Genomic DNA, 19,223 nt, shown 5'->3' on the forward strand with positions numbered 1-19,223 from the left:
AATAAAAACAAGAGATCAGACCATCATGACTACCCTGTCGCTCGAAGCGGTTTCGACCGTGCGCTCCAACGCCTACCGTAAAACCGCGTGGCGCCTGATGCCGTTCCTGATGCTGTGCTACCTGTGTGCCTATCTCGATCGCGTTAACGTCGGCTTTGCCAAACTGCAAATGATGAACGACCTGGCGCTCAGCGAAACGGTCTACGGGCTGGGCGCGGGCATGTTCTTCATCGGCTACTTTCTCTGCGAAGTCCCCAGCAACATCATCCTGCATAAGGTCGGGGCGCGAGTCTGGATCGCGCGCATCATGATCACCTGGGGCATCGTCTCCGCCCTGTTCGCCTTCGTCGAAACCGCGTGGCAATTCTATGTGTTGCGCTTTCTGCTCGGGATTGCCGAAGCCGGCCTGGCACCGGGTCTGCTGTTGTACCTGACCTATTGGTTCCCGTCTTACCGTCGTGCCCGCATGACTGTACTGTGGTTCATCGCGATTCCGTTGTCGGGGATGGTGGGCGGCCCGATCTCTGGTTGGATCATGACTCACTTCGCCGGTGTACACGGCTGGGCCGGGTGGCAGTGGATGTTCGTGCTGGAGGCTGTGCCCACCGTTGTGGTTGGACTGCTGGTGTTGAGCTATCTCAAGGATGGCGTGCATCAAGCCAGCTGGCTCAACGACGACGAAAAAGCGTTGATCACCCGCGAGCTGGCCGAGGATGACCAGAAGAAAGTAACGCATGCCTCTATTGGCGAATTCATCCGCGACCGTCGACTCTGGTTACTGGCCGCCATCTACTTCTGTGTCGTGATGGGTCAGTACGCAATCACCTTTTGGCTACCTACCTTGGTGCGCAACGCAGGGGTGTCCGACCCGATGAAAATCGGCCTGCTGACCAGCCTGCCCTACCTCTGTGCGATTGCCGCCATGCTGTATGCCGGACGCAGTGGCGACAAACACCGCGAGCGCCGCTGGCACCTGATTGTTCCGATGATTGCCGGGGCCATCGGCCTGAGCCTCGCGGCCATGATGGGGGGCAATGTGATGCTCTCCATCCTGAGTCTTTGCCTGGCCGCTTCAGGAATCCTGTCCGCGACGTCGATGTTCTGGATGCTGCCCACCACGCTGCTCGGTGGGGTATCCGCTGCCGCCGGCATTGCGGCGGTCAACAGCTTCGCCAACCTCGCCGGCTTCTGCTCGCCCTACCTGATTGGCTGGATAACCACACTGACCGGTTCCAGCGCTATCGGCATGTATCTGATCACTGGCGTACTGCTCGCCGGAGCCACCCTGGTGCTGCGCATTCCCGCCGCCTTGGTCAATCGTTGATTTACGGAGTTTTCACCATGACGACTAATCCTTCATACGTTTCATCCAAGACCCTAGTGGAGCGCGCTCATAACATTCGCCACCACGCGCTGCGAATGGGGAAAGTTCAGGGACAAGGCTACGTCGGCCAGGCCCTCGGTGCCGCCGACCTGTTGGCAGTAACCTACTTCCATGCCCTGAGCTATCGGCCCGAAGATCCTGAATGGGAAGAGCGCGATCGCTTTTACCTGTCGATCGGTCACTACGCCATTGCGTTGTACGCGGCCTTGATCGAAGCCGAAATCATCCCGCTCGACGAGCTGGAAACCTACGGTGCGGACGACAGCCGCCTGCCGATGTCGGGCATGGCCGCCTACACGCCGGGCATGGAAATCACCGGTGGTTCACTGGGTCAGGGTCTTGGCATCGCGGTCGGTGCCTGCCTGGGCCTCAAGCGCAAAAGGTCGCCCTCCTTCGTCTACAACTTGCTGTCGGACGGCGAACTGAATGAAGGCTCAACCTGGGAAGCCGTGATGTCGGCGTCACACTGGAAGCTCGACAACCTGATCGCCATCGTCGACGTCAACAACCAGCAAGCCGACGGTTACTCCAGTGAAATCCTGTCCTTTGAACCCATCGTCGATCGCTGGCAAGCGTTCGGCTGGTTCACCCAGCGCATTGACGGCAATGATCTGGAGGCGCTGGTCAGCGCGTTCGATGCCGCCCGCAATCATCCTGGCACTCAGCCTCGGGTGATCATCTGCGACACCAAAATGGGCAAAGGCGTGCCCTTCCTCGAAACCCGGGAGAAGACCCACTTCATCCGCGTGGAAGAACACGAATGGGATCTGGCACTGAACAATCTTGAAGAAGGAAAAAACCAATGAGCAACGCCGCCAACACTCCGACTTCGGTTGCCGAACCGACCAAGAAACGCCTGACCACATCAGCGATGATCGCTTCGATTGCCTCGGAAGGCCAAGCCACGAAATCCGCGCCTTTCGGTCATGCGCTCGCGGCGCTGGCAGAACAGCGTTCAGACATCGTCGGCCTGTCCGCCGACCTGTCCAAATACACCGACCTGCATATCTTCGCCAAAGCACATCCCGACCGTTTCTATCAAATGGGCATGGCCGAACAGTTGCTGATGAGTGCGGCCGCGGGTATGGCCCGCGAAGGCTTCGTGCCTTTCGCCACCACCTACGCGGTGTTCGCTTCGCGCCGCGCCTATGACTTCATCTGCATGGCGATTGCCGAAGAAAACCTCAACGTCAAAATCGTTTGTGGGTTGCCCGGCCTTACTACCGGTTACGGCCCAAGCCACCAGGCCACCGATGACCTGGCAATCTTCCGCGCCATGCCTAATCTGATGATCGTCGACCCGTGCGATGCCCTGGAAATTGAACAAGCCGTGCCCGCCATCGCCGCGCATCAGGGGCCGGTGTACATGCGCTTGCTGCGCGGCAATGTACCGCTGGTGCTGGACGAGTACGGCTATAAATTTGAGATCGGCAAGGCCAAGACCCTGCGCACCGGTAACGATGTGCTGATCATCTCCACCGGTCTGATGACCATGCGTGCACTGGAAGCAGCCAAAGAACTGCAAGCGGACGGCGTCGATGTCGCCGTATTGCACGTACCGACGATCAAACCACTGGATGAACAAACCATTCTTGCCGAGGCTAGGAAGTCAGGTCGACTGGTGGTCACCGCAGAAAACAGTTCGATAATTGGCGGTCTCGGTGAGGCCGTTGCCGGAGTGCTGCTGCGCAACGGAGTGACGCCAACCTTCAGGCAGATCGCCTTGCCCGATGCGTTCCTCGATGCCGGGGCGCTGCCGACGCTGCATGATCGTTACGGCATTTCAACTCAAGCCGTTTGTGCGCAAATCAAAGCCTGGCTTTAACGGGCGAGTACAAGGCACCTGGAAGCGGGTGCCATTCAACCTATAGGGCTCAGCAAAACAGCGCATAGGAAGAGCGATGGATAACGGTAGATGAAGAGCTTCTGCGCCTGTGTCTTTACTGACTGGAGGTAATCGCAAACAGATTTTTGCAAAAATAGGCATCTTCTCTTGGGATGACAGTCTGTCGAACTACATCCGCTCCCTGAAGCTGGGGAAAATGATGAAGTACGAATATGTGCCTGAGTTCCAGAGCACGCTCTATGCGCCAAAACCGCTTGCCACCCTGGTTGGCGAGCGCTGAAACCTGTTGCGCCTGTCAGGCCCCGGAAGCCTGACGGGCTGTTTTTTTCCTGGAAGACGCTGCATCACGGCGGCCTGAAGTGCCTGCCACCCCCTCATCGCGCAGACGATGCAACAGCAATTGCGCATTGTCTGCACACGCCATGCCCTCGGGCTTACCCTCGATGCCTTTGATGACCAGCAGAAGTTGCGCTTTGTTCTGGGCCAACCGCTGCTGCAGGACTTCGATTTCCTCAACCTTTTGCTTGAGGCCACTGAGCAACTCTTCGTGCTGCCAGCCACTCGCATTCATCGGCATCAATTGCCGAATTTCTTCCAATGAAAAGCCCGCCGCCTGCGCGCCGGTGATGATCTCCAGAACCCACTGGATGTCAGGCGCATAATCCCGATAACCATTGGCTTTACGCTCGACCGACTTGATCAGGCCGCTCGCTTCGTAGAAGCGAATGCGTGAAGGCGCCAACCCGCTGATTTTCGCCAGTTCGCCTATTCTCATATTCCACCTCAAGAAGTCTATTGACCTTAAAGTTGACTTTAAACCTAAAGTCTTCGGGTGGCCAAGCGGCTCGAGTGCCACGTGTTGCTCAGCCGTCATGGAAATCATGGGGCAGACAGATCCAGAAACACGCGCCCTCTGAACCGCCTATTGGATGAGCTGCACTTTGTTCATTCAGGGCCTTGATCGAAACACGATTCGGTTTAGGCCTTCACTTCATTCAGGAGATGCGAACATGGGGTATGTCACTACGCGAGACGGTGTTGAGATCTTTTACAAAGACTGGGGGCCGCACGATGCCCAGGTAATCTTTTTCCATCATGGATGGCCACTGAGCGCGGACGATTGGGACGCGCAAATGCTCTTTTTCCTGGCCAACGGTTACCGGGTTGTTGCACACGACCGACGTGGTCACGGGCGCTCCAGTCAGGTGTGGGACGGACACGACATGGATCACTATGCTGACGACGTCGCGGCCGTGGTTGATCACCTCGGCGTACAAGGAGCAGTCCATGTCGGCCACTCCACCGGCGGGGGTGAAGTCGTTCATTACATCGCGCGACACGGCGAAGACCGAGTGTCGAAGGCCGCCATCATCAGTGCCGTCCCACCGCTGATGGTCCAGACCCCGAGTAATTCTGGCGGCCTGCCTAAGTCAGTTTTCGACGACTTGCAGGCACAACTGAAGGCCAACCGCGCACAGTTCTACCACGACGTTCCAGCGGGACCTTTTTACGGCTACAACCGGCCAGGTGCAAAATCCTCTGAGGGCATCATCCGGAACTGGTGGCGGCAAGGCATGATGGGCTGTGCAAAGGCACACTATGACGGGATCGTGGCTTTTTCTCAGACCGACTTCACCGATGATTTGAAGAGCATCAAGATCCCCGTTCTGGTGATGCATGGTGATGATGACCAGATCGTGCCTTATGAAAATTCCGGGGTTCTGTCAGCCAAACTTCTGCAAAACAGTACGCTGAAAATTTACCCTGGCTTCCCGCATGGAATGCCTACAACCAACGCCGATACGATTAACGCCGATCTGCTCGCTTTCATTCGGAGCTAAACAATGGAGGGCGGGGAAAAACCCGCCCTTACCCTTTTCAAGGCCACTAGATCGACAGCGATTAAGCAATCGCTACAAACTTTCCATTACTGATATTTTTCAAGAACTGCATCCAGTTTGTCCTCCAATGGGTAGTACAGGTAGTAGCCAACGCTGCTGAACTGATCACCTTTCTGGAGAGACTTGTATGAACGCTAAACGATTTCTGGGCATTGTCAGTACTACGCTTGCTGCCTCCTGCTTGTTAGTCACATTGCCAGCTGCCTACGCCCAGTCAGATCTGCCCGACAGCATCAAGGTTCCTGACGGTCATAAGGTCGCGCTGGAAACCGTGGGCGTAGGCGAAATCACGTATGAGTGTCGCTCCAAAACAAACGCCACCGGCCAGACTGAATGGGCTTTCGTCGGGCCCAAAGCAGTACTAAATGATCGCAGCGGCAAACAGGTCGGCACCTACTTCGGACCGCCTGCCACCTGGCAAGCTAATGACGGGTCTAAAATTACCGGGACCCAACTGGCGGTTGCACCCTCAGGTACTGGCGACCTCCCTTATCAGTTGGTCAAGGCCACCCCTGCGGAAGGCAATGGCGCGATGAGCGGTGTCAGTTTTATCCAGCGGGTGGCCGTAAAAGGCGGCGTTGCGCCCACGACTGAATGCTCCACCGCTGACAAAGGCAAACGTGAGGTAGTGAAATATCAGGCTGACTATATTTTTTGGGCAGCCAATTAAGCCAACTACCTGGAACAGGTTGTTAGCGCACAAAGTCGTCTACTCTGCTCCGATGGAACTCCAGCCCAATGGCTGGGAAATTTCTACCAGCTGGCGGCTGAAAACTTTGTCCCTACCTGAGCCCTGTTTTGACTATGAAGCCTGTCTGGCTGCTTGCTCCCGGGGCGAGCAGCAGGCACTGCGAGACTTGTATGAGCAGGAAAGTGCTCGACTTTTGGGGGTTGCCAAGCGAATCGCTCGCAATAACTCCTTGGCGGAAGACATTGTGCACGATGCCTTCATCAAAATATGGACCCGTGCCGCCAGTTTTGATCCGGCACGAGGCTCTGCCCGTGGCTGGATCTTCAGCGTGACGCGACATCTGGCGCTCAATTTCATGCGAGATAACGCCAGAGAGGTACAAGTCAGCGAGCAAAGTGAAATGGCACTGCAAGCTTTGTCATCCATGGAGACATCGTCAGAGAGTGTGGAGGCCTTCGATTTTCGAACCCGTTCAGGACGTATTTATTTATGTCTTGAACAACTGGAGCCGGTACGTCGCAACTGCATCCTTCATGCATATGTAGACGGCTATTCGCATTCTGAAATATCGCAGAAACTGGACGCACCGCTGGGGACCGTCAAAGCCTGGATCAAACGCAGTCTGGTTGTATTGCGGGAGTGCATGGGATGACCATAAGCCCAGAGGATGACCATCCCGAGAACATTGACGAACTGGCGAGTGAGTATGTATTAGGCACGTTGCCGGCTGAGCAGCGCATCGAGATACAAAAGCGTCTCGCTCATGAATTCGATTTGCGATCTGCTGTAGATGCGTGGGAACAGCGCTTGCTTACGTTGACCGAATTGGCTGAACCGCAGAATCCTACCCCGCTGCTCTGGAGGCGAATCGAGCGTAGCTTGAATAACCGGCGAGCATCAGGAGTGGCAGCCGCCGCGAAGCCAACTTCATGGTGGAACCTTCTTCCCCTATGGCGTGGGCTCGCGGGATCAGGTCTTGTCGCGACGCTCTTGCTCGGATCAGTACTACTGACACGAACAGCTCCGGTAAATCCGACCACCTACCTGGTCGTTCTGGTGGCTCCACAAAGCCAGGCGCCCGGCTGGGTCATTCAGGCGAGCAACCCAAGAGAAATCCAACTGATACCCTTGGTGGTAGCGCAAGTCCCAACCGATAAAGCACTTGAGTTCTGGACCAAAGCGGACGGCTGGCAAGGACCGGTATCTCTTGGATTGGTCAAACCAGGGCAAACGCTTTCAGTCCCTCTGGATAAATTACCCCCGCTGGAACCCAACCAGCTCTTCGAATTGACCCTGGAAAATCCAAATGGATCGCAGACCGGCAAACCCACGGGTCCGGTGCAGTTCATTGGCCGGGCCATTAAAGTGATCTGACCATGAGCGCCTTGAAGGAAAAGGCCGCATAGGCGGCATTCCCCTTCCCTCACCTCTCTACCTGAGTTCCCAATGAAGTCCTCTCTTTCCCCTAAACGGCCGTAGATGATCCCTTTGTCCGTCGTCCCTTGCATAGGTATAGGGGGTATACCTATCATGTGCGCAACATAGGTAGGGGGTATCCAATGGGCCATATCGCTGCAAACAAAGACGATCTTCTCAAGCGTGTTAAACGCATCGCCGGACAAATACAGGCCGTTGAACGGGCACTGGAGTCGGACCTCGATTGCGCAAAGACACTGCACCTTGTTGCTGCCACTCGCGGAGCCATCAACGGCTTGATGGAGGAAATCATCGAGGATCACGCGCGTGAGCATGTTGCGAACCCTGGACTCAGTGAAGAGGAGCGCAATACGGGCGTCGAAGAGCTTCTTGAAGCCATTCGCCGTTACTCCAAGTGAACACATCCCGGCACACACTCATGAACAGCAAGAACATCAACTACACGCATGACCACGTGTTCCTTGGCTCAGCGCATGACGAAAACGCAAAGCGTACGCTTTGGGTAGTGGCTCTAACTGTTGTGATGATGGTTGGTGAAATCACCACCGGGTATATCACAGGCTCGATGGCGTTATTGGCCGATGGGTTTCACATGGCAACTCATGCCGGCGCATTGGGCATCGCGGCAGCCGCGTACGGATATGCTAAACGCCACGCCTCCAGCCAGCGTTACAGTTTCGGTACCGGAAAGGTTGGAGATTTGGGCGGGTTCGCTTCGGCGTTGATTCTCGGTATGGTTTCCCTGGGCATTGGCGTTGAGTCCGTCATGCGCCTCTTGCAGCCAACGAACGTTCAGTTCGGCATCGCTACGCTCATCGCAATTGCCGGTTTGATCGTCAACATCGTCAGTGCCCTGCTGCTGGGCCGCGGGCACAGTCATGGGCACGATCATGATGATCATGGCCATACCCATGCTCATCATGGAAACGACAACAACCTGAAATCGGCCTATGCCCACGTCATCGCAGACGCGCTGACTTCGGTTCTGGCCATCGCTGCACTGCTCGCCGGTCGGTATCTGGGTTGGGTATGGCTGGACCCGGTCATGGGCATCGTCGGCGCCATCGTTATCGCGCGGTGGGCATGGACCTTGATGGGGGCCACCGCAGGTGTATTGCTGGATCAAACAGACGCCCATGTTGCCGAGGAAATCCGCGAACTGGTTGAAAAACCGGGGGATGCCACCATCACGGACTTGCACGTCTGGCGGGTTGGACCGCAAGCCCATGCCGCCATCGTCAGCGTCCTTGGTGAAGCCACTGCGAACGCCGACAGCATTCGTGAACGTCTCAAGCCGGTTCACGAGGTCAGCCATCTGACGGTCGAATTTCGACCTGCCTGATCAGGACCTCCCCCATTAACTCCAAAGGAAATTGCGATGCCTCCAGGGAAACGTGAACTGGCGCGAATTGAACGCCGGTTGATAACCGCGCTGACCGAAGCGTGCGAAACAGCAAAAGGTAAAATCAAAGGCTTTATCTGGCTCACCCACATTGCTGACCTGAACGCGTTGGCTGAAACCCTGAAGGTAATCTGGGTGTTCGAAACCCTGGCTGACAGAAAGCTCGCCCAAGTTGACGCGAAGGCTCACATCTTTGAGCTGACGGCCATCGCGTTGAATGAGGCCGGCATCGATCTGAACCTTTCAGATCGCAATGTCTGCCTTGACTCTGAAGAAGAATGCCAGCGTATCCATGGTGGTGATTGGCAGAAGCGCCTGGCTAAAGGTTATTGACGATGGCTAAAGAAATCGAAAATCCCTGCGTCTCGGTGTGCCAACTTAGGGGGGATCTGTGTGTGAGTTGTGGGCGGAGCAAGGAAGACATTAGAAAGTGGAAACGCATGAAGCGGCCTGAAAAAATGGCCGCGGTGCAAAGGGCGAATGTACGTATGAAAGGGCTGAACTAAGCAGACCTCGGATCTAATTACACCGAAAGCCAGAAGAAGCTGATGTGGGATTAACTGGCAGGAAGGCGACTCTCACAGCCCATATCCCAGTGTTCCAGGTCAGGCTCTGTACCAACTCTTGGCAGGATCTGGATGAAGTTTGCAATGCAGTTTGAGATAACCCTCCTTAGCTGGAATGACTGGATTCAAATTTGCAGTGTTCCCCTTACCAAGGCTTCCAGCCTGGGCAAAATACTCGCTTCGTCATTGCCCAAAATGGCAATCGAAGAACCCCGCAACCCTGCCGACGAAGCGGCAGCTGCGTCGCCGGCCAAGGCCACTGGGCACGTAACGCCCATTTGAACGGCGCGCAGTCGCTTGAGCGCATCTTCCTGCAGTGGCGCCTGGACCAATAGCACCAGCGCGGCGGGCTGAATTGCTTCACATAGCAACGGCAGTTCTTCCAGAGGCTGGCCTGTGCCCAACACCTCGATGCGAAGCTGGTCGCTGCTCATCAACAAACCAGCACACAACAGCTCCAATTCGCGCGCATGGCCCGAGCCGTCTGCCAGCAGCACGCAAGCACCGTTGCTCTGGTTCATCTGCAGTCGCAATAACATCCGCGCACGCAAGAAGGCGTCAAGGAACAACCACTGGCTGCGTCGACCGAAATTATTACCGGATGCCAGGCTGCGCCAAACCGGCAGCAGAATAGCCTCCAGTGCAGTTGCTTTCGGATAGATCGTAAATAGTTGCCCGTGCAGGCGCTCCAGCTCAGCGCCGTCAAAAGCCTGAGTGGCACGATGAACTGCCTCTTGCCACTGGACCAGGGGAGCTTCGGCCGAGCCAGATACAGTGACATCGGGTGTGTCCTGCTGCCGGACGAGCAAAGCGCCTATCTTGCTGATGGGCAGGCCCCGGCTGGTCCAGAGCATGATGCTACGAATATGTTCGATGTCCTGTTGCGAATACAGGCGATGCCCTCCCACAGTGCGTACGGGTCGGATCAGCCCGTGGCGGCGCTCCCATGCCCGCAAGGTGATCGGGTTGACGCCAGTCAGGCTGGCGACTTCCCGCATTGGGAGCAATGCGTCGTCGGAGGTGGATTCGATGGGCTCGGTCATTGAAAGTCGTTGCATCCTGAGTGTGTCGGCATTCTAAACCAGGCATGACGCTTTTTAACCAGCACCAATCGATGTCCGACGGTCCTGCGTCCTGCCATCTAGGCATGGCTGTCGCTGGCGACTACGCTGTGGGGCAACCCCATGAATCACAATGAGCCCAGATCATGATTGACGCCAAACTCCTGCAACTTATGGTCGAAGCCTCCAATGACGGCATCGTCGTGGCCGAGCAGGAAGGCAATGACAGCATCCTCATCTATGCCAACCCTGCCTTCGAGCGCCTGACCGGCTACAGTTCAGACGAAATTCTCTACCAGGATTGCCGCTTCCTGCAGGCAGACGATCATGCCCAGGCCGGCCTGGAGGCAATCCGTGACGCCATCCGCCTCGGTCAGCCCTGCCGTCAGGTGCTGCGCAACTATCGCAAGGATGGCAGCCCGTTCTGGAACGAGCTGTCTATCACTCCCGTGCACAATGATGCCGACCAGTTGACCTACTACATTGGCATACAGCACGACGTCAGCGACAAGATTGCCGCTCTGGAAAGGATACAGTCACTTGAGACCGAAGTGGCCGAGCTTCGCAGTAAACTGGCAAGGCTTGGTGGCTAACGACGAGTAGCACTAAAACCTACACAAAAAGTGTACAAGAATATTGACTTGTACAATTTTCCCCGTAGGCTTCAGATAAATCTGTACAGTTTTCTCGAATTGTACAACTTTACCTGGAGCCTGCCATGTCTGCATATCTCCACCATTTCGCGGATACGTTCGCAACGCTGAACGCTGATTGCCTGGACCGCCTGGGCGAGCTATATAGCAACGACGTTCAGTTTCGTGACCCGTTGCATCAGCTGGATGGCTTGCCCGCACTGCGCACGTACTTTGAAAAGCTGTACACCAACGTACAGGATATCCGCTACGACCTCCTTGACGCGGATGAAACCGCCCCCGGCCAGGGTTATCTGCGCTGGATCCTGCATTTCCGTCATCCGCGCCTGTCCCGCGGTCAGCCAATCAGTCTGCATGGCTGCAGCCACCTGCGCTGGACGACACATGTCTACCTGCACCACGACTACTTCGATGCCGGCGCCCTGCTCTACGAGCACGTTCCCGTACTGGGCGGAGTGATTGGCTGGATCAAGGGCAGGCTCGCATGAGCCGCTGCTGGCTGACAGGCGCCAGCAGCGGCCTCGGTGCTGCCCTGGCTGAACGGCTGCTGGAGCAAGGCCATGAGGTGGCCTTGGGTGGCCGGCGGGCGGAGGCACTGATGCCGCTGGTGCTGCGCTACCCTGGGGCCCTGCTCACTACCGGCGACGTGACTGACCCACGACACGTCTCGGCTATCTGCGAAAACATCGAGCATGCCTGGGGCGCACTCGACCTGGTGATCCTGAACGCCGGTACCTGCGAATACCTTGTGCCGGGCAGGTTCGAAGCCGAGACCGTCGAGCGGATGATGCGCACCAACCTGCTGGGGGTCAGCTACTGCCTGCAGGCGGCCCTTCCACTGCTGCGCCGGGGGCATAGACCACATCTGGTAGTGATCGGCAGCTCGGTAACCTGGCTGGCGCTACCCCGGGCTGGAGCCTATGGCGCGTCCAAGGCGGCTCTGCGTTATCTGATCGAATCCCTGCGCCTGGATCTACATGCCGAAGGCATCGATGTAACGCTGGTCAGCCCCGGCTTCATCGACACCCCCCTGACTCAGCGCAACACCTTTGCCATGCCCCAACTCTGGACAGCCGACCGCGCCGCGCGGCATGTCGTCGCGCGCCTGACGCGACGACCGTTGGAGATCAACTTTCCACGCTTCTTCATTCTCATCCTGCGCTTGCTTGGCGCCCTGCCAGCGCGTTGGCGCCTGGCCCTGGGCCGTCGACTGGCGCGAACCGAAAAGGAATAGCGTCATATGCGTATCGCCATTATCGGCAGCGGGATCTCTGGGCTGACCTGTGCCTATCTGTTGTCACGTCGCAATGAGGTGACCGTGTTCGAAGCGGCTGACTGGATCGGCGGTCATACCCATACTGTCGACATAGAATGGCAGGGCCAGCGTTATGCAGTAGACACCGGTTTCATCGTATTCAACGACTGGACCTATCCCAACTTCATCCGCTTGATGGATCGCCTTGGAGTCGTCTCACGCCCCACCGAGATGAGCTTTTCCGTGAACGATCCGGAGAGCGGCCTCGAATACAACGGCAACAACCTGGACACCCTCTTCGCCCAGCGCGGCAATCTGCTGTCGCCGGGCTTCTGGGGTATGTTGCGCGATATCGTGCGCTTCAACCGCCAGGCGGTGGCCGACCTTGACGGCCACCGCATTGAGCCGGGCATGAGCCTTGGCGATTACCTGCACACGCGACGCTACGGGCAGCGTTTCATCCATCACTACATCGTCCCCATGGGCTCGGCCATCTGGTCGGTATCACGGGCCGATATGCTGCGCTTCCCGTTGCACTTCTTCGTCCGCTTTTTCCGTAACCATGGACTGCTCTCGATCAGCCAGCGACCACAATGGCGAGTGATCGAGGGTGGCTCGCACAGCTATGTGGAGCCGTTGTGCAAGACCTTCAGCGAACGCATTCGGCTCAGCTGCCCGGTGATGAGCGTCCGCCGGGACGACAACGGCGTGGTGATCACTAGTGCGGCAGGCCAGGAGCGTTTCGACAAGGTCGTATTCGCCTGCCATAGCGACCAGGCTTTGGCGCTGCTGGAGAAACCGACCGCCACCGAGCACGAGGTGCTAGGCGCCCTCGACTATGCCGCCAACGAAGTATTGCTTCACACCGACACCCGCCTGCTGCCCAGCCGGCGCAAGGCTTGGGCCAGCTGGAACTATCGCCTCGGTGGACCCGCGCACGCCCCGGCGGCCGTGACCTACAACATGAACATACTGCAAGGCCTCGACGCCCCGGTAACCTTCTGCATAAGCCTCAATCAGGGCGATTGCGTGGACCCGTCGCAGGTGCTGGCTCGCTTCGAATATGCACATCCTCAATACAGCCTTGCCGCCATGGCGGCCCAAGCGCGCCAGGGCGAGCTACAGGGAAACCAGCACAGCTACTTCTGCGGCGCTTATTGGGCAAACGGCTTCCATGAGGATGGCGTGGTCAGCGCACTGGACGTCGCCCAAAGATTCGGGGAGCGCCTGTGAACAGCAGCCTTTGCTACGGTTGGGTCATCCACCGGCGTCTGGCGCCGCGATTCCATGGGTTCCGTTATCGCATTGGCATGCTTTATCTGGATCTGGACGAACAGGATCTGCTGCTGGGCCTGTCTCCGTTACTCGGTGCTTCTCGCCTGGCGCCGTTGTGCTGGCGGGAAACCGATTACCTGCCAGCCTGGACTCGTCGCGGTATCCCCTTGAAGGAAGCGGTGCGCGAAGTGGTGGCCAAGGCCTTGGGCCAGGCGCCCTGCGGCACCATTCATTTGCTGACCCAGCCGCGCAGTTGGGGGATTTCATTCAATCCGGTCAGTTTCTATTTTTGCCACGACAGTGACGGTCTCCTGGCGGCGATTGTGCTGGAGGTACGCAACACCCCTTGGCGAGAACGTTTTCATTACGTGTTGCCTGTGCTGCCCGGGCAGCCCCGTCAGTTCTCGGTCACGAAGGCATTCCATGTCTCGCCATTCCTGCCAATGGATATGCAGTACCACATGCGCTTTTCCATTGATGAGGCGCACATGCGCATCCACATGGAAAACCGCCGCGAAGGACAAAAAGTGTTCGTGGCCGACCTGTCCCTGCACCGACAGCCGCTGGATGCCGCCGCACTACAGCGTCACGTACTGGCCTTCCCCTGGATGAGCCTGCGCACCCTCGGTGCGATTTATTGGCAAGCCATGCGCCTGTTACTCAGACGCACCCCGCTCTATGCCCACAAGACCAGTCAGAGCAGCCAAAACCTTCGCCATCACATCCACGAGGAGCCCAAGCATGTCCGATCCAACTCTGAGCGTTAGCAAATCGTGGGGCCTGGCGCCGTTATTCGGCGGCCTGGCCAGGAGCGCCGTGCTCACTCAGCTTCGCAACTTGCGCCAAGGCCGGCTGCGCCTGATCTACCAAGACCGGCAGTGGCTGTTTGGCGACGTCGGCAGCGCGCTGCACGCTGAGGTTGAGATCTTCGACGAGGCAGCTTGGGGGATGGTGGCTGCCAACGGCTCTATCGGTGCCGGCGAAGCTTACATCCATGGCTACTGGCGCAGTCCGGACCTGGCCGCGGTCACTCGCCTCTTCGTCGCCAATCTGGAAGTGCTCGACGCCCTTGAAGGCGGGTTGGCGCGCCTGGGCCGTCCGATCCTACGCCTGCTGCACTGGGTAAACCGCAACAGCCGGCGCGGCGCGCGACGCAACATTCTCGCCCATTACGATCTGGGCAATGCCTTGTTCGAGCGGCTGCTGGACCCGACCATGATGTACTCGGCAGCCATGTTCGACAGTCTGGAGCAGAGTCTGGAGCAGGCCCAACTGAACAAGCTCGAGCGTATCTGCGCCAAACTTGCGCTGCGCCCCGATGACCATCTGCTCGAGATCGGTAGCGGATGGGGTAGCCTGGCGATCCATGCCGCTACCCACCACGGGTGCCGGGTGACCACCACCACGTTGTCCGAGGCGCAGTACGCCCATACCCTGCAGCGCGTCCAGGATCTTGGTCTGCAACACCGCATTACCGTCCTGCGCGAGGACTACCGTGATCTTGGCGGACGCTTTGACAAGCTGGTCTCTATCGAGATGATCGAAGCGGTCGGGCACCGCTATCTGCCTGTTTACTTTCAGCGCTGCGCGTCGCTGCTCAAGGATGACGGCTTGATGCTGCTGCAGGCCATCACCATCCGTGACCAGCGTTATGAACAGGCCCGGCGGTCGGTAGATTTCATTCAGCGCTATATCTTTCCCGGTGGTGCCCTGCCCTCCCTGAGCGTCATGCTGCAGACCGCCAGTAGCCATACCGCGTTGAACCTGGTGCACATGGAGGACTTCGGCCTGGACTATGCGCGGACTCTGCAGCACTGGCGGGACAACTTGCGTCAGTCGCGCACCGCCTTGACCGAGCTGGGCTATGACGACACCTTTCAACGCCTCTGGGAGTTCTACCTTTGTTACTGCCAGGGTGGTTTCGAGGAGCGTACTATCGGCGTCGCGCAACTGCTCTGGGCAGCTCCGGCCGCACGCCGCGCAGCGCTGCCGGGCGCCTGATTTGAGCCGGGCCTGGTTGATCGGCAACGCGCTATGGATGCAGGCCGCCTGGTGGGCTTGCGTACTGAGCGAGCGGCATCCTTGGCTGCTACTCCCCGTGGCGGCAGGCCTGTTGGTGCATGTGGCTGCTTGCCCACGACCAGGCGACGAAGCAATCACTCTGGCCTGTGTGGGGATGGCAGGCTGTTTACTGGATGCCAGCCTGGGTGCATTGGGAGTCTTCGATTTTGCCCAGAAACCCCTTCCCTTGTGGCTTGCCATGCTGTGGCTGGTACTGGCGAGTGGGCTTCGCCACAGCCTGGCGTGGGCTCGACGTCCCATCTGGTACGGGGCGCTACTGGGTCTGTTCGGTGGACCTCTGGCTTACATCGCCGGCGCAACGCAGGCCGGTGTAGGCCTGCCCTTGGGCACCCTTTGCACGGCCCTGCTACTTGCAGCGCTGTGGGCTGTATGGATGCCAATCATCCTGCGACTGGCTGCGTCCCGCTGATAAGCAACGGCCTGCGTGAATATCGCCTGCTTTGCCGGTTATTGTGGGTTTACGGAAGCGACTCCGGCTGACGGCGGAAGAACAGGATCACTTCTCCCAACTCGACTCCAAGCTTGCTCATACTCGAGCGATTTATCATCGTGTCTTCGTCCATCAGGTACATCCAGTCGTCCAGATCCACTTCCCAATGCCTGCCGTCAACCGGCAGGTCAAGGCGATAGCGCCAGCGCAGCGCGTTGCCAGCGACCTCGCCGCTAGCCTCACCGACTACATCGTCCGCACGACCACGCCAACGCCCGGCGCCGACCGGTTGCAGCGTCCAGACGCGCCGCTGACGCGTGCCATCGCTGTAGAGAAATCGCTCGTCGAGGATCAATTGCTGGCCCTCGACGCGGCTTTCAATCTGGACATGGAAACGCTTGACCACCTCGCCCGAGCGATTCTGGAACAGGCCCCAAGCCTGTACCGGCCGAGAGAAGAACGCCACGAGATCCAGCGTGGGTCGCTCCTTTGCGTAGTGCTCCACGCCAACGTTGTTACAGCTGACCAGCAACAGGCTAACGAGCACTACCAGTATTTGACGCATCCCAACCTCCTCACTCCACCGGCCCGGCCATCCCCAGCAGTCGTTGACGCAGTTGCTTGTCCCGAGTGCGCGGATCAAGCCAGATATTGAAGAAGGCGCGGGCGAATGCAGGGTCGTCGACCCGATGGTGCAACTGGCCGTCGACGAAGAACGTGCAGCCTTTGCCGGGATGGTAGACCCCGGTGATGCGCATTCCGGGCCGAACATCGACGAAGGCTTCACGCATTTCATTGGACCAGCGCTGGAGGGTGGACTCCTCTAGACGAGCCTCTGCCATGCGCGCCATTTCAGTGAGGCTGGCCTCCACCAGCGTGTCCCGGGAAAAGACACGGTGATAAGTCAGTTCGAGGGCAAAGGGCTGATCCCAGGTCAGCGGCAACCCAGAGCTCCACAACCGCGCGGTGTATAGACTCACGCCGAACCAGGTAAAGTCGCCGCTGCCCACCAAACGCCTATCGGGCAGCGCGGGATGCCAATCCGCCCAGGCAGGTACGGCGAGTAACATCGCGAATAGCCAGCCTATCGACAGGCGATGTACGAGAAAGCGTCTGGACTCAGCCACGTTCATCAACGTCTCGGCCTTTTTTAAAATTCTATACAAGATTAGCTCAATGTATAGTTTTTACGCCATCAGAGCAGATCGCGTACAACTTTTTACCCCAAAGGGACGCGGTTGAGAACGCAGGCCCCGTTGGCAACCCACTGGAGGTCTCCAACTTTATGCGCTAGAGGTTTCTTTGATGATCGTCTTTATTGGGTCGTTTTAAGCCGGTCACGACAAGTAGAAATCGGTCATTTGCAGTCGTCAAAAGGCTGCAATAAGGCGTTCAATTCCGTTTGCGACAGATAGCAATCGGCCAGAAGCACTGGGTCAGCAAATCACCACCAATCGTGACAGCTATCTGTCACGTATTGACTTAATGCCAGAAAACACGCATTTTCTTTCGTAAGCGCTGAAAAACAACAGGAAGCAGCCTTGAGCCAGCCCATCAAACAACGCCTTGAAAGCAGTCTTTCAACCGCCGCCGCCTCTGGCCGGGCGATTGCTAACTATATGCTGGCCAACCTCTATGAACTGCCGTTCCAGACCGCCGCTGATATTGCCGCGAAATTGAACGTCAGTGAATCCAGTGTGGGGCGCTTCTGTCGCTCACTCGGATACAGCCACTTCAAAGACCTGAAAAACGACCTCAAGGTCGACCTGGGCGATGGCCCATGGCTGGTGGGCGATCGCTTGCAGGAGTTTCGCCATCAAGCCAGCCAGGGCCCGCAAGGCCTACCGCGCAGTTTCGAGTTGGAAGTCGCGGCCCTGGTTAAGGTTTACGAATATAGCCTCACCCCGACCTGGCACAACGTCAGCCAGCGCCTGGCCACCCGGCGCAAGGTGTTCGTCGCCGGGTTCCAGACAGAGCGTGGCATCGCGGCATCCATGGTGCATCTGCTGCAGTACCTGCGCGATGACACGCACTGGGTCGACGGTGCCGCCGGGCATTACGCCGACGTGTTACTCAGTGCTCCTGATGACAGTGCGCTGGTGGTGTTCGAAGCCCGCCGCTATTCCCGCCACGCCCTGACCCTGTGCCGCAAGGCCCGTGATGCCGGAATCCCTGTGACGCTGATTACCGACACCTTTTGCGACTGGGCCGAACAGAACGCCGATGAAGTGTTCCGCGTGCCCACCGAGTTCAACCTGTTCTGGGAATCGACAGCGGCGATGCTGTCGCTGGTCCACCTGCTGGTCAACGACGTCTGCAAACAGCTGGGTCCCGAGGTCGAAAAGCGTCTTGAAGCCATCGCGACCTTACACAACGAGTTCGTTGGATACACATCATCACCAAACTCAAAACAATAAAACGAGGTGCTAGATGAAACACGTCATTCGATTTGCCGGTGTATGCGCAATGGTCCTGGCCGGGGCCACCAGCGCGCAGGCTGAAGTACTGAAGATCGCTACCGAAGGCGCTTATCCGCCGTTCAACTATGTTGACTCGGACAACAAGCTGCACGGTTTCGATGTGGATATTGCCAACGCGCTGTGCGAACGGATGAACGTGAAGTGCAGCATCGTCGCCCAGGACTGGGAAGGGATTATCCCGGCGCTGATGGCGAAGAAATACGATGCGGTCGTGGCTTCGATGATCGCCACCGATGAACGCAAGCAGAAAATCGATTTCACCCACCACTACTACCGCACCCCCCTGTCCGTGGCGGTATCCAAAGATTCGAACATCACCGACGCCCAGACGAACTTCAAGGGCCGCACGGTCGGTGCCCAGGCCTCCTCGACCCAGGCCATCTATGCCGAAGATCATTACGGCCCAGCCGGCGCCGACGTGAAGTTCTACCCTACCCTCGATGAAGCCAACAGTGACTTGGCAACTGGCCGGATCGACGGGGTGATTGCCGACAAATTCCCGCTGCTGGCCTGGGTCGAAAGCGCTGGCAAGGAGTGCTGCAAGATCATCGGCGACGTCAACGGCACCACCGCCGATGCCTCGATCGCCGTGCGCAAGGGTGACGATGTTCTGCGCGAACGCTTCAACAAGGCCCTGGATGAGATCATTGCCGACGGCACCTATAAGAAGATCTCCAGTCGCTACTTCGCCTTCGATATCTATTGATCCCCTGGCCCTCAGCCGCGCCTGAGGGTCATTCCTTGCCGACATGTTGCACCG

24 protein-coding genes and 1 pseudogene are annotated in these 19,223 nt (G+C 57.9%); 21 read left to right on the forward strand and 4 right to left on the reverse strand.

What is annotated here, in order from left to right; genetic code table 11:
• The first annotated feature begins 25 nt into the window (after positions 1–25).
• The 4 genes and pseudogenes from BLW70_RS21320 to BLW70_RS21335 all read left to right on the forward strand — a co-directional run.
• A complete protein-coding gene (locus BLW70_RS21320; RefSeq protein WP_074877319.1) occupies positions 26–1,324 on the forward strand; it encodes an MFS transporter in 1,299 nt (432 codons plus the stop codon).
• A 17-nt stretch (positions 1,325–1,341) separates the two neighbouring features.
• Positions 1,342–2,190, forward strand: a complete 849-nt coding sequence (locus tag BLW70_RS21325) for a transketolase (protein WP_074877321.1) — start codon at positions 1,342–1,344, stop codon at positions 2,188–2,190.
• Positions 2,187–3,209 carry a transketolase family protein gene (locus BLW70_RS21330; RefSeq protein ID WP_074877323.1) on the forward strand — a complete coding sequence of 341 codons (1,023 nt, stop codon included), beginning with the start codon at positions 2,187–2,189 and terminating at the stop codon, positions 3,207–3,209. The genes BLW70_RS21325 and BLW70_RS21330 overlap by 4 nt, the downstream gene beginning before the upstream one ends.
• A gap of 172 nt (positions 3,210–3,381) precedes the next feature.
• Positions 3,382–3,510 (forward strand): annotated as a pseudogene (locus BLW70_RS21335) (acetoacetate decarboxylase (ADC)); the annotation flags it as partial.
• A gap of 15 nt (positions 3,511–3,525) precedes the next feature.
• Here BLW70_RS21335 and BLW70_RS21340 read toward each other — a convergent pair.
• Complete coding sequence (locus tag BLW70_RS21340) at positions 3,526–4,005, reverse strand: MerR family transcriptional regulator (protein WP_074877327.1); 480 nt, start codon at positions 4,003–4,005, stop codon at positions 3,526–3,528.
• A 235-nt stretch (positions 4,006–4,240) separates the two neighbouring features.
• On the opposite strand from BLW70_RS21340, the gene BLW70_RS21345 reads away from it, so the two are divergent.
• The 8 genes from BLW70_RS21345 to BLW70_RS21380 all read left to right on the forward strand — a co-directional run bounded on the left by BLW70_RS21345 (position 4,241) and on the right by BLW70_RS21380 (position 9,167).
• Positions 4,241–5,071, forward strand: a complete 831-nt coding sequence (locus BLW70_RS21345) for an alpha/beta fold hydrolase (protein WP_074877329.1) — start codon at positions 4,241–4,243, stop codon at positions 5,069–5,071.
• A gap of 187 nt (positions 5,072–5,258) precedes the next feature.
• Positions 5,259–5,801, forward strand: coding sequence for a DUF3455 domain-containing protein (locus BLW70_RS21350; RefSeq protein ID WP_074877331.1), 543 nt, complete (start codon positions 5,259–5,261; stop codon positions 5,799–5,801).
• A gap of 106 nt (positions 5,802–5,907) precedes the next feature.
• Positions 5,908–6,474, forward strand: coding sequence for a sigma-70 family RNA polymerase sigma factor (locus BLW70_RS21355; protein ID WP_413037965.1), 567 nt, complete (start codon positions 5,908–5,910; stop codon positions 6,472–6,474).
• Complete coding sequence (locus BLW70_RS21360) at positions 6,471–7,196, forward strand: anti-sigma factor (protein WP_074877332.1); 726 nt, start codon at positions 6,471–6,473, stop codon at positions 7,194–7,196. The genes BLW70_RS21355 and BLW70_RS21360 overlap by 4 nt, the downstream gene beginning before the upstream one ends.
• A 185-nt stretch (positions 7,197–7,381) precedes the next feature.
• Complete coding sequence (locus tag BLW70_RS21365) at positions 7,382–7,657, forward strand: metal/formaldehyde-sensitive transcriptional repressor (protein WP_074877333.1); 276 nt, start codon at positions 7,382–7,384, stop codon at positions 7,655–7,657.
• A 20-nt stretch (positions 7,658–7,677) separates the two neighbouring features.
• On the forward strand, positions 7,678–8,601 hold the full coding sequence (gene dmeF, locus BLW70_RS21370; RefSeq protein WP_074877335.1) for a CDF family Co(II)/Ni(II) efflux transporter DmeF: 924 nt from the start codon (positions 7,678–7,680) through the stop codon (positions 8,599–8,601).
• 36 nt (positions 8,602–8,637) lie between these two features.
• A complete protein-coding gene (locus BLW70_RS21375; RefSeq protein WP_074877336.1) occupies positions 8,638–8,994 on the forward strand; it encodes a hypothetical protein in 357 nt (118 codons plus the stop codon).
• Between the two features lie 2 nt (positions 8,995–8,996).
• Positions 8,997–9,167 (forward strand): DUF1289 domain-containing protein, encoded by a 171-nt coding sequence (locus BLW70_RS21380; protein WP_074877338.1) that lies wholly within the window; start codon positions 8,997–8,999, stop codon positions 9,165–9,167.
• A gap of 185 nt (positions 9,168–9,352) precedes the next feature.
• On the opposite strand, the gene BLW70_RS21385 is transcribed toward BLW70_RS21380, so the two are convergent.
• Entirely contained in the window at positions 9,353–10,270 is a 918-nt protein-coding gene (locus BLW70_RS21385; RefSeq protein WP_074877339.1) for a MerR family transcriptional regulator, read from the reverse strand.
• Between the two features lie 164 nt (positions 10,271–10,434).
• Here BLW70_RS21385 and BLW70_RS21390 point away from each other — a divergent pair, with 164 nt between their 5' ends.
• The 7 genes from BLW70_RS21390 (at position 10,435) to BLW70_RS21420 (ending at position 15,962) form a co-directional block, all read left to right on the forward strand.
• Positions 10,435–10,881 (forward strand): PAS domain-containing protein, encoded by a 447-nt coding sequence (locus BLW70_RS21390; protein ID WP_074877341.1) that lies wholly within the window; start codon positions 10,435–10,437, stop codon positions 10,879–10,881.
• A gap of 125 nt (positions 10,882–11,006) precedes the next feature.
• Positions 11,007–11,429, forward strand: a complete 423-nt coding sequence (locus BLW70_RS21395; RefSeq protein WP_074877343.1) for a nuclear transport factor 2 family protein — start codon at positions 11,007–11,009, stop codon at positions 11,427–11,429.
• Positions 11,426–12,175, forward strand: coding sequence for an SDR family NAD(P)-dependent oxidoreductase (locus tag BLW70_RS21400; protein ID WP_074877345.1), 750 nt, complete (start codon positions 11,426–11,428; stop codon positions 12,173–12,175). Before BLW70_RS21395 ends, BLW70_RS21400 begins: the two co-directional genes overlap by 4 nt.
• Before the next feature lie 6 nt (positions 12,176–12,181).
• Positions 12,182–13,429 (forward strand): NAD(P)/FAD-dependent oxidoreductase, encoded by a 1,248-nt coding sequence (locus tag BLW70_RS21405; protein WP_074877347.1) that lies wholly within the window; start codon positions 12,182–12,184, stop codon positions 13,427–13,429.
• Positions 13,426–14,238, forward strand: coding sequence for a DUF1365 domain-containing protein (locus tag BLW70_RS21410; RefSeq protein WP_074877349.1), 813 nt, complete (start codon positions 13,426–13,428; stop codon positions 14,236–14,238). The genes BLW70_RS21405 and BLW70_RS21410 overlap by 4 nt, the downstream gene beginning before the upstream one ends.
• The gene (locus BLW70_RS21415; RefSeq protein WP_074880740.1) at positions 14,213–15,472 is read left to right on the forward strand and encodes an SAM-dependent methyltransferase; all 1,260 of its coding nucleotides are present in this window, start codon (positions 14,213–14,215) and stop codon (positions 15,470–15,472) included. Before BLW70_RS21410 ends, BLW70_RS21415 begins: the two co-directional genes overlap by 26 nt.
• 1 nt (position 15,473) lies before the next feature.
• Complete coding sequence (locus BLW70_RS21420; RefSeq protein ID WP_074877351.1) at positions 15,474–15,962, forward strand: DUF2878 domain-containing protein; 489 nt, start codon at positions 15,474–15,476, stop codon at positions 15,960–15,962.
• A gap of 49 nt (positions 15,963–16,011) precedes the next feature.
• On the opposite strand, the gene BLW70_RS21425 is transcribed toward BLW70_RS21420, so the two are convergent.
• Together BLW70_RS21425 and BLW70_RS21430 are read right to left on the reverse strand one after the other, a co-directional pair.
• Positions 16,012–16,548: a DUF3833 domain-containing protein gene (locus BLW70_RS21425; protein WP_074877352.1), complete on the reverse strand. Its 537-nt coding sequence runs from the start codon at positions 16,546–16,548 to the stop codon at positions 16,012–16,014.
• Between the two features lie 10 nt (positions 16,549–16,558).
• Entirely contained in the window at positions 16,559–17,053 is a 495-nt protein-coding gene (locus BLW70_RS21430; protein WP_074880741.1) for a chalcone isomerase family protein, read from the reverse strand.
• A 471-nt stretch (positions 17,054–17,524) separates the two neighbouring features.
• Here BLW70_RS21430 and BLW70_RS21435 point away from each other — a divergent pair, with 471 nt between their 5' ends.
• Together BLW70_RS21435 and BLW70_RS21440 are read left to right on the forward strand one after the other, a co-directional pair.
• Positions 17,525–18,400: a MurR/RpiR family transcriptional regulator gene (locus BLW70_RS21435; RefSeq protein WP_074877354.1), complete on the forward strand. Its 876-nt coding sequence runs from the start codon at positions 17,525–17,527 to the stop codon at positions 18,398–18,400.
• A 13-nt stretch (positions 18,401–18,413) separates the two neighbouring features.
• The gene (locus BLW70_RS21440; RefSeq protein WP_074877355.1) at positions 18,414–19,169 is read left to right on the forward strand and encodes a transporter substrate-binding domain-containing protein; all 756 of its coding nucleotides are present in this window, start codon (positions 18,414–18,416) and stop codon (positions 19,167–19,169) included.
• Positions 19,170–19,223: the final 54 nt, after the last annotated feature.

The sequence above is a fragment of the Pseudomonas frederiksbergensis genome (genome assembly GCF_900105495.1).
Classification (GTDB): domain Bacteria; phylum Pseudomonadota; class Gammaproteobacteria; order Pseudomonadales; family Pseudomonadaceae; genus Aquipseudomonas; species Aquipseudomonas frederiksbergensis.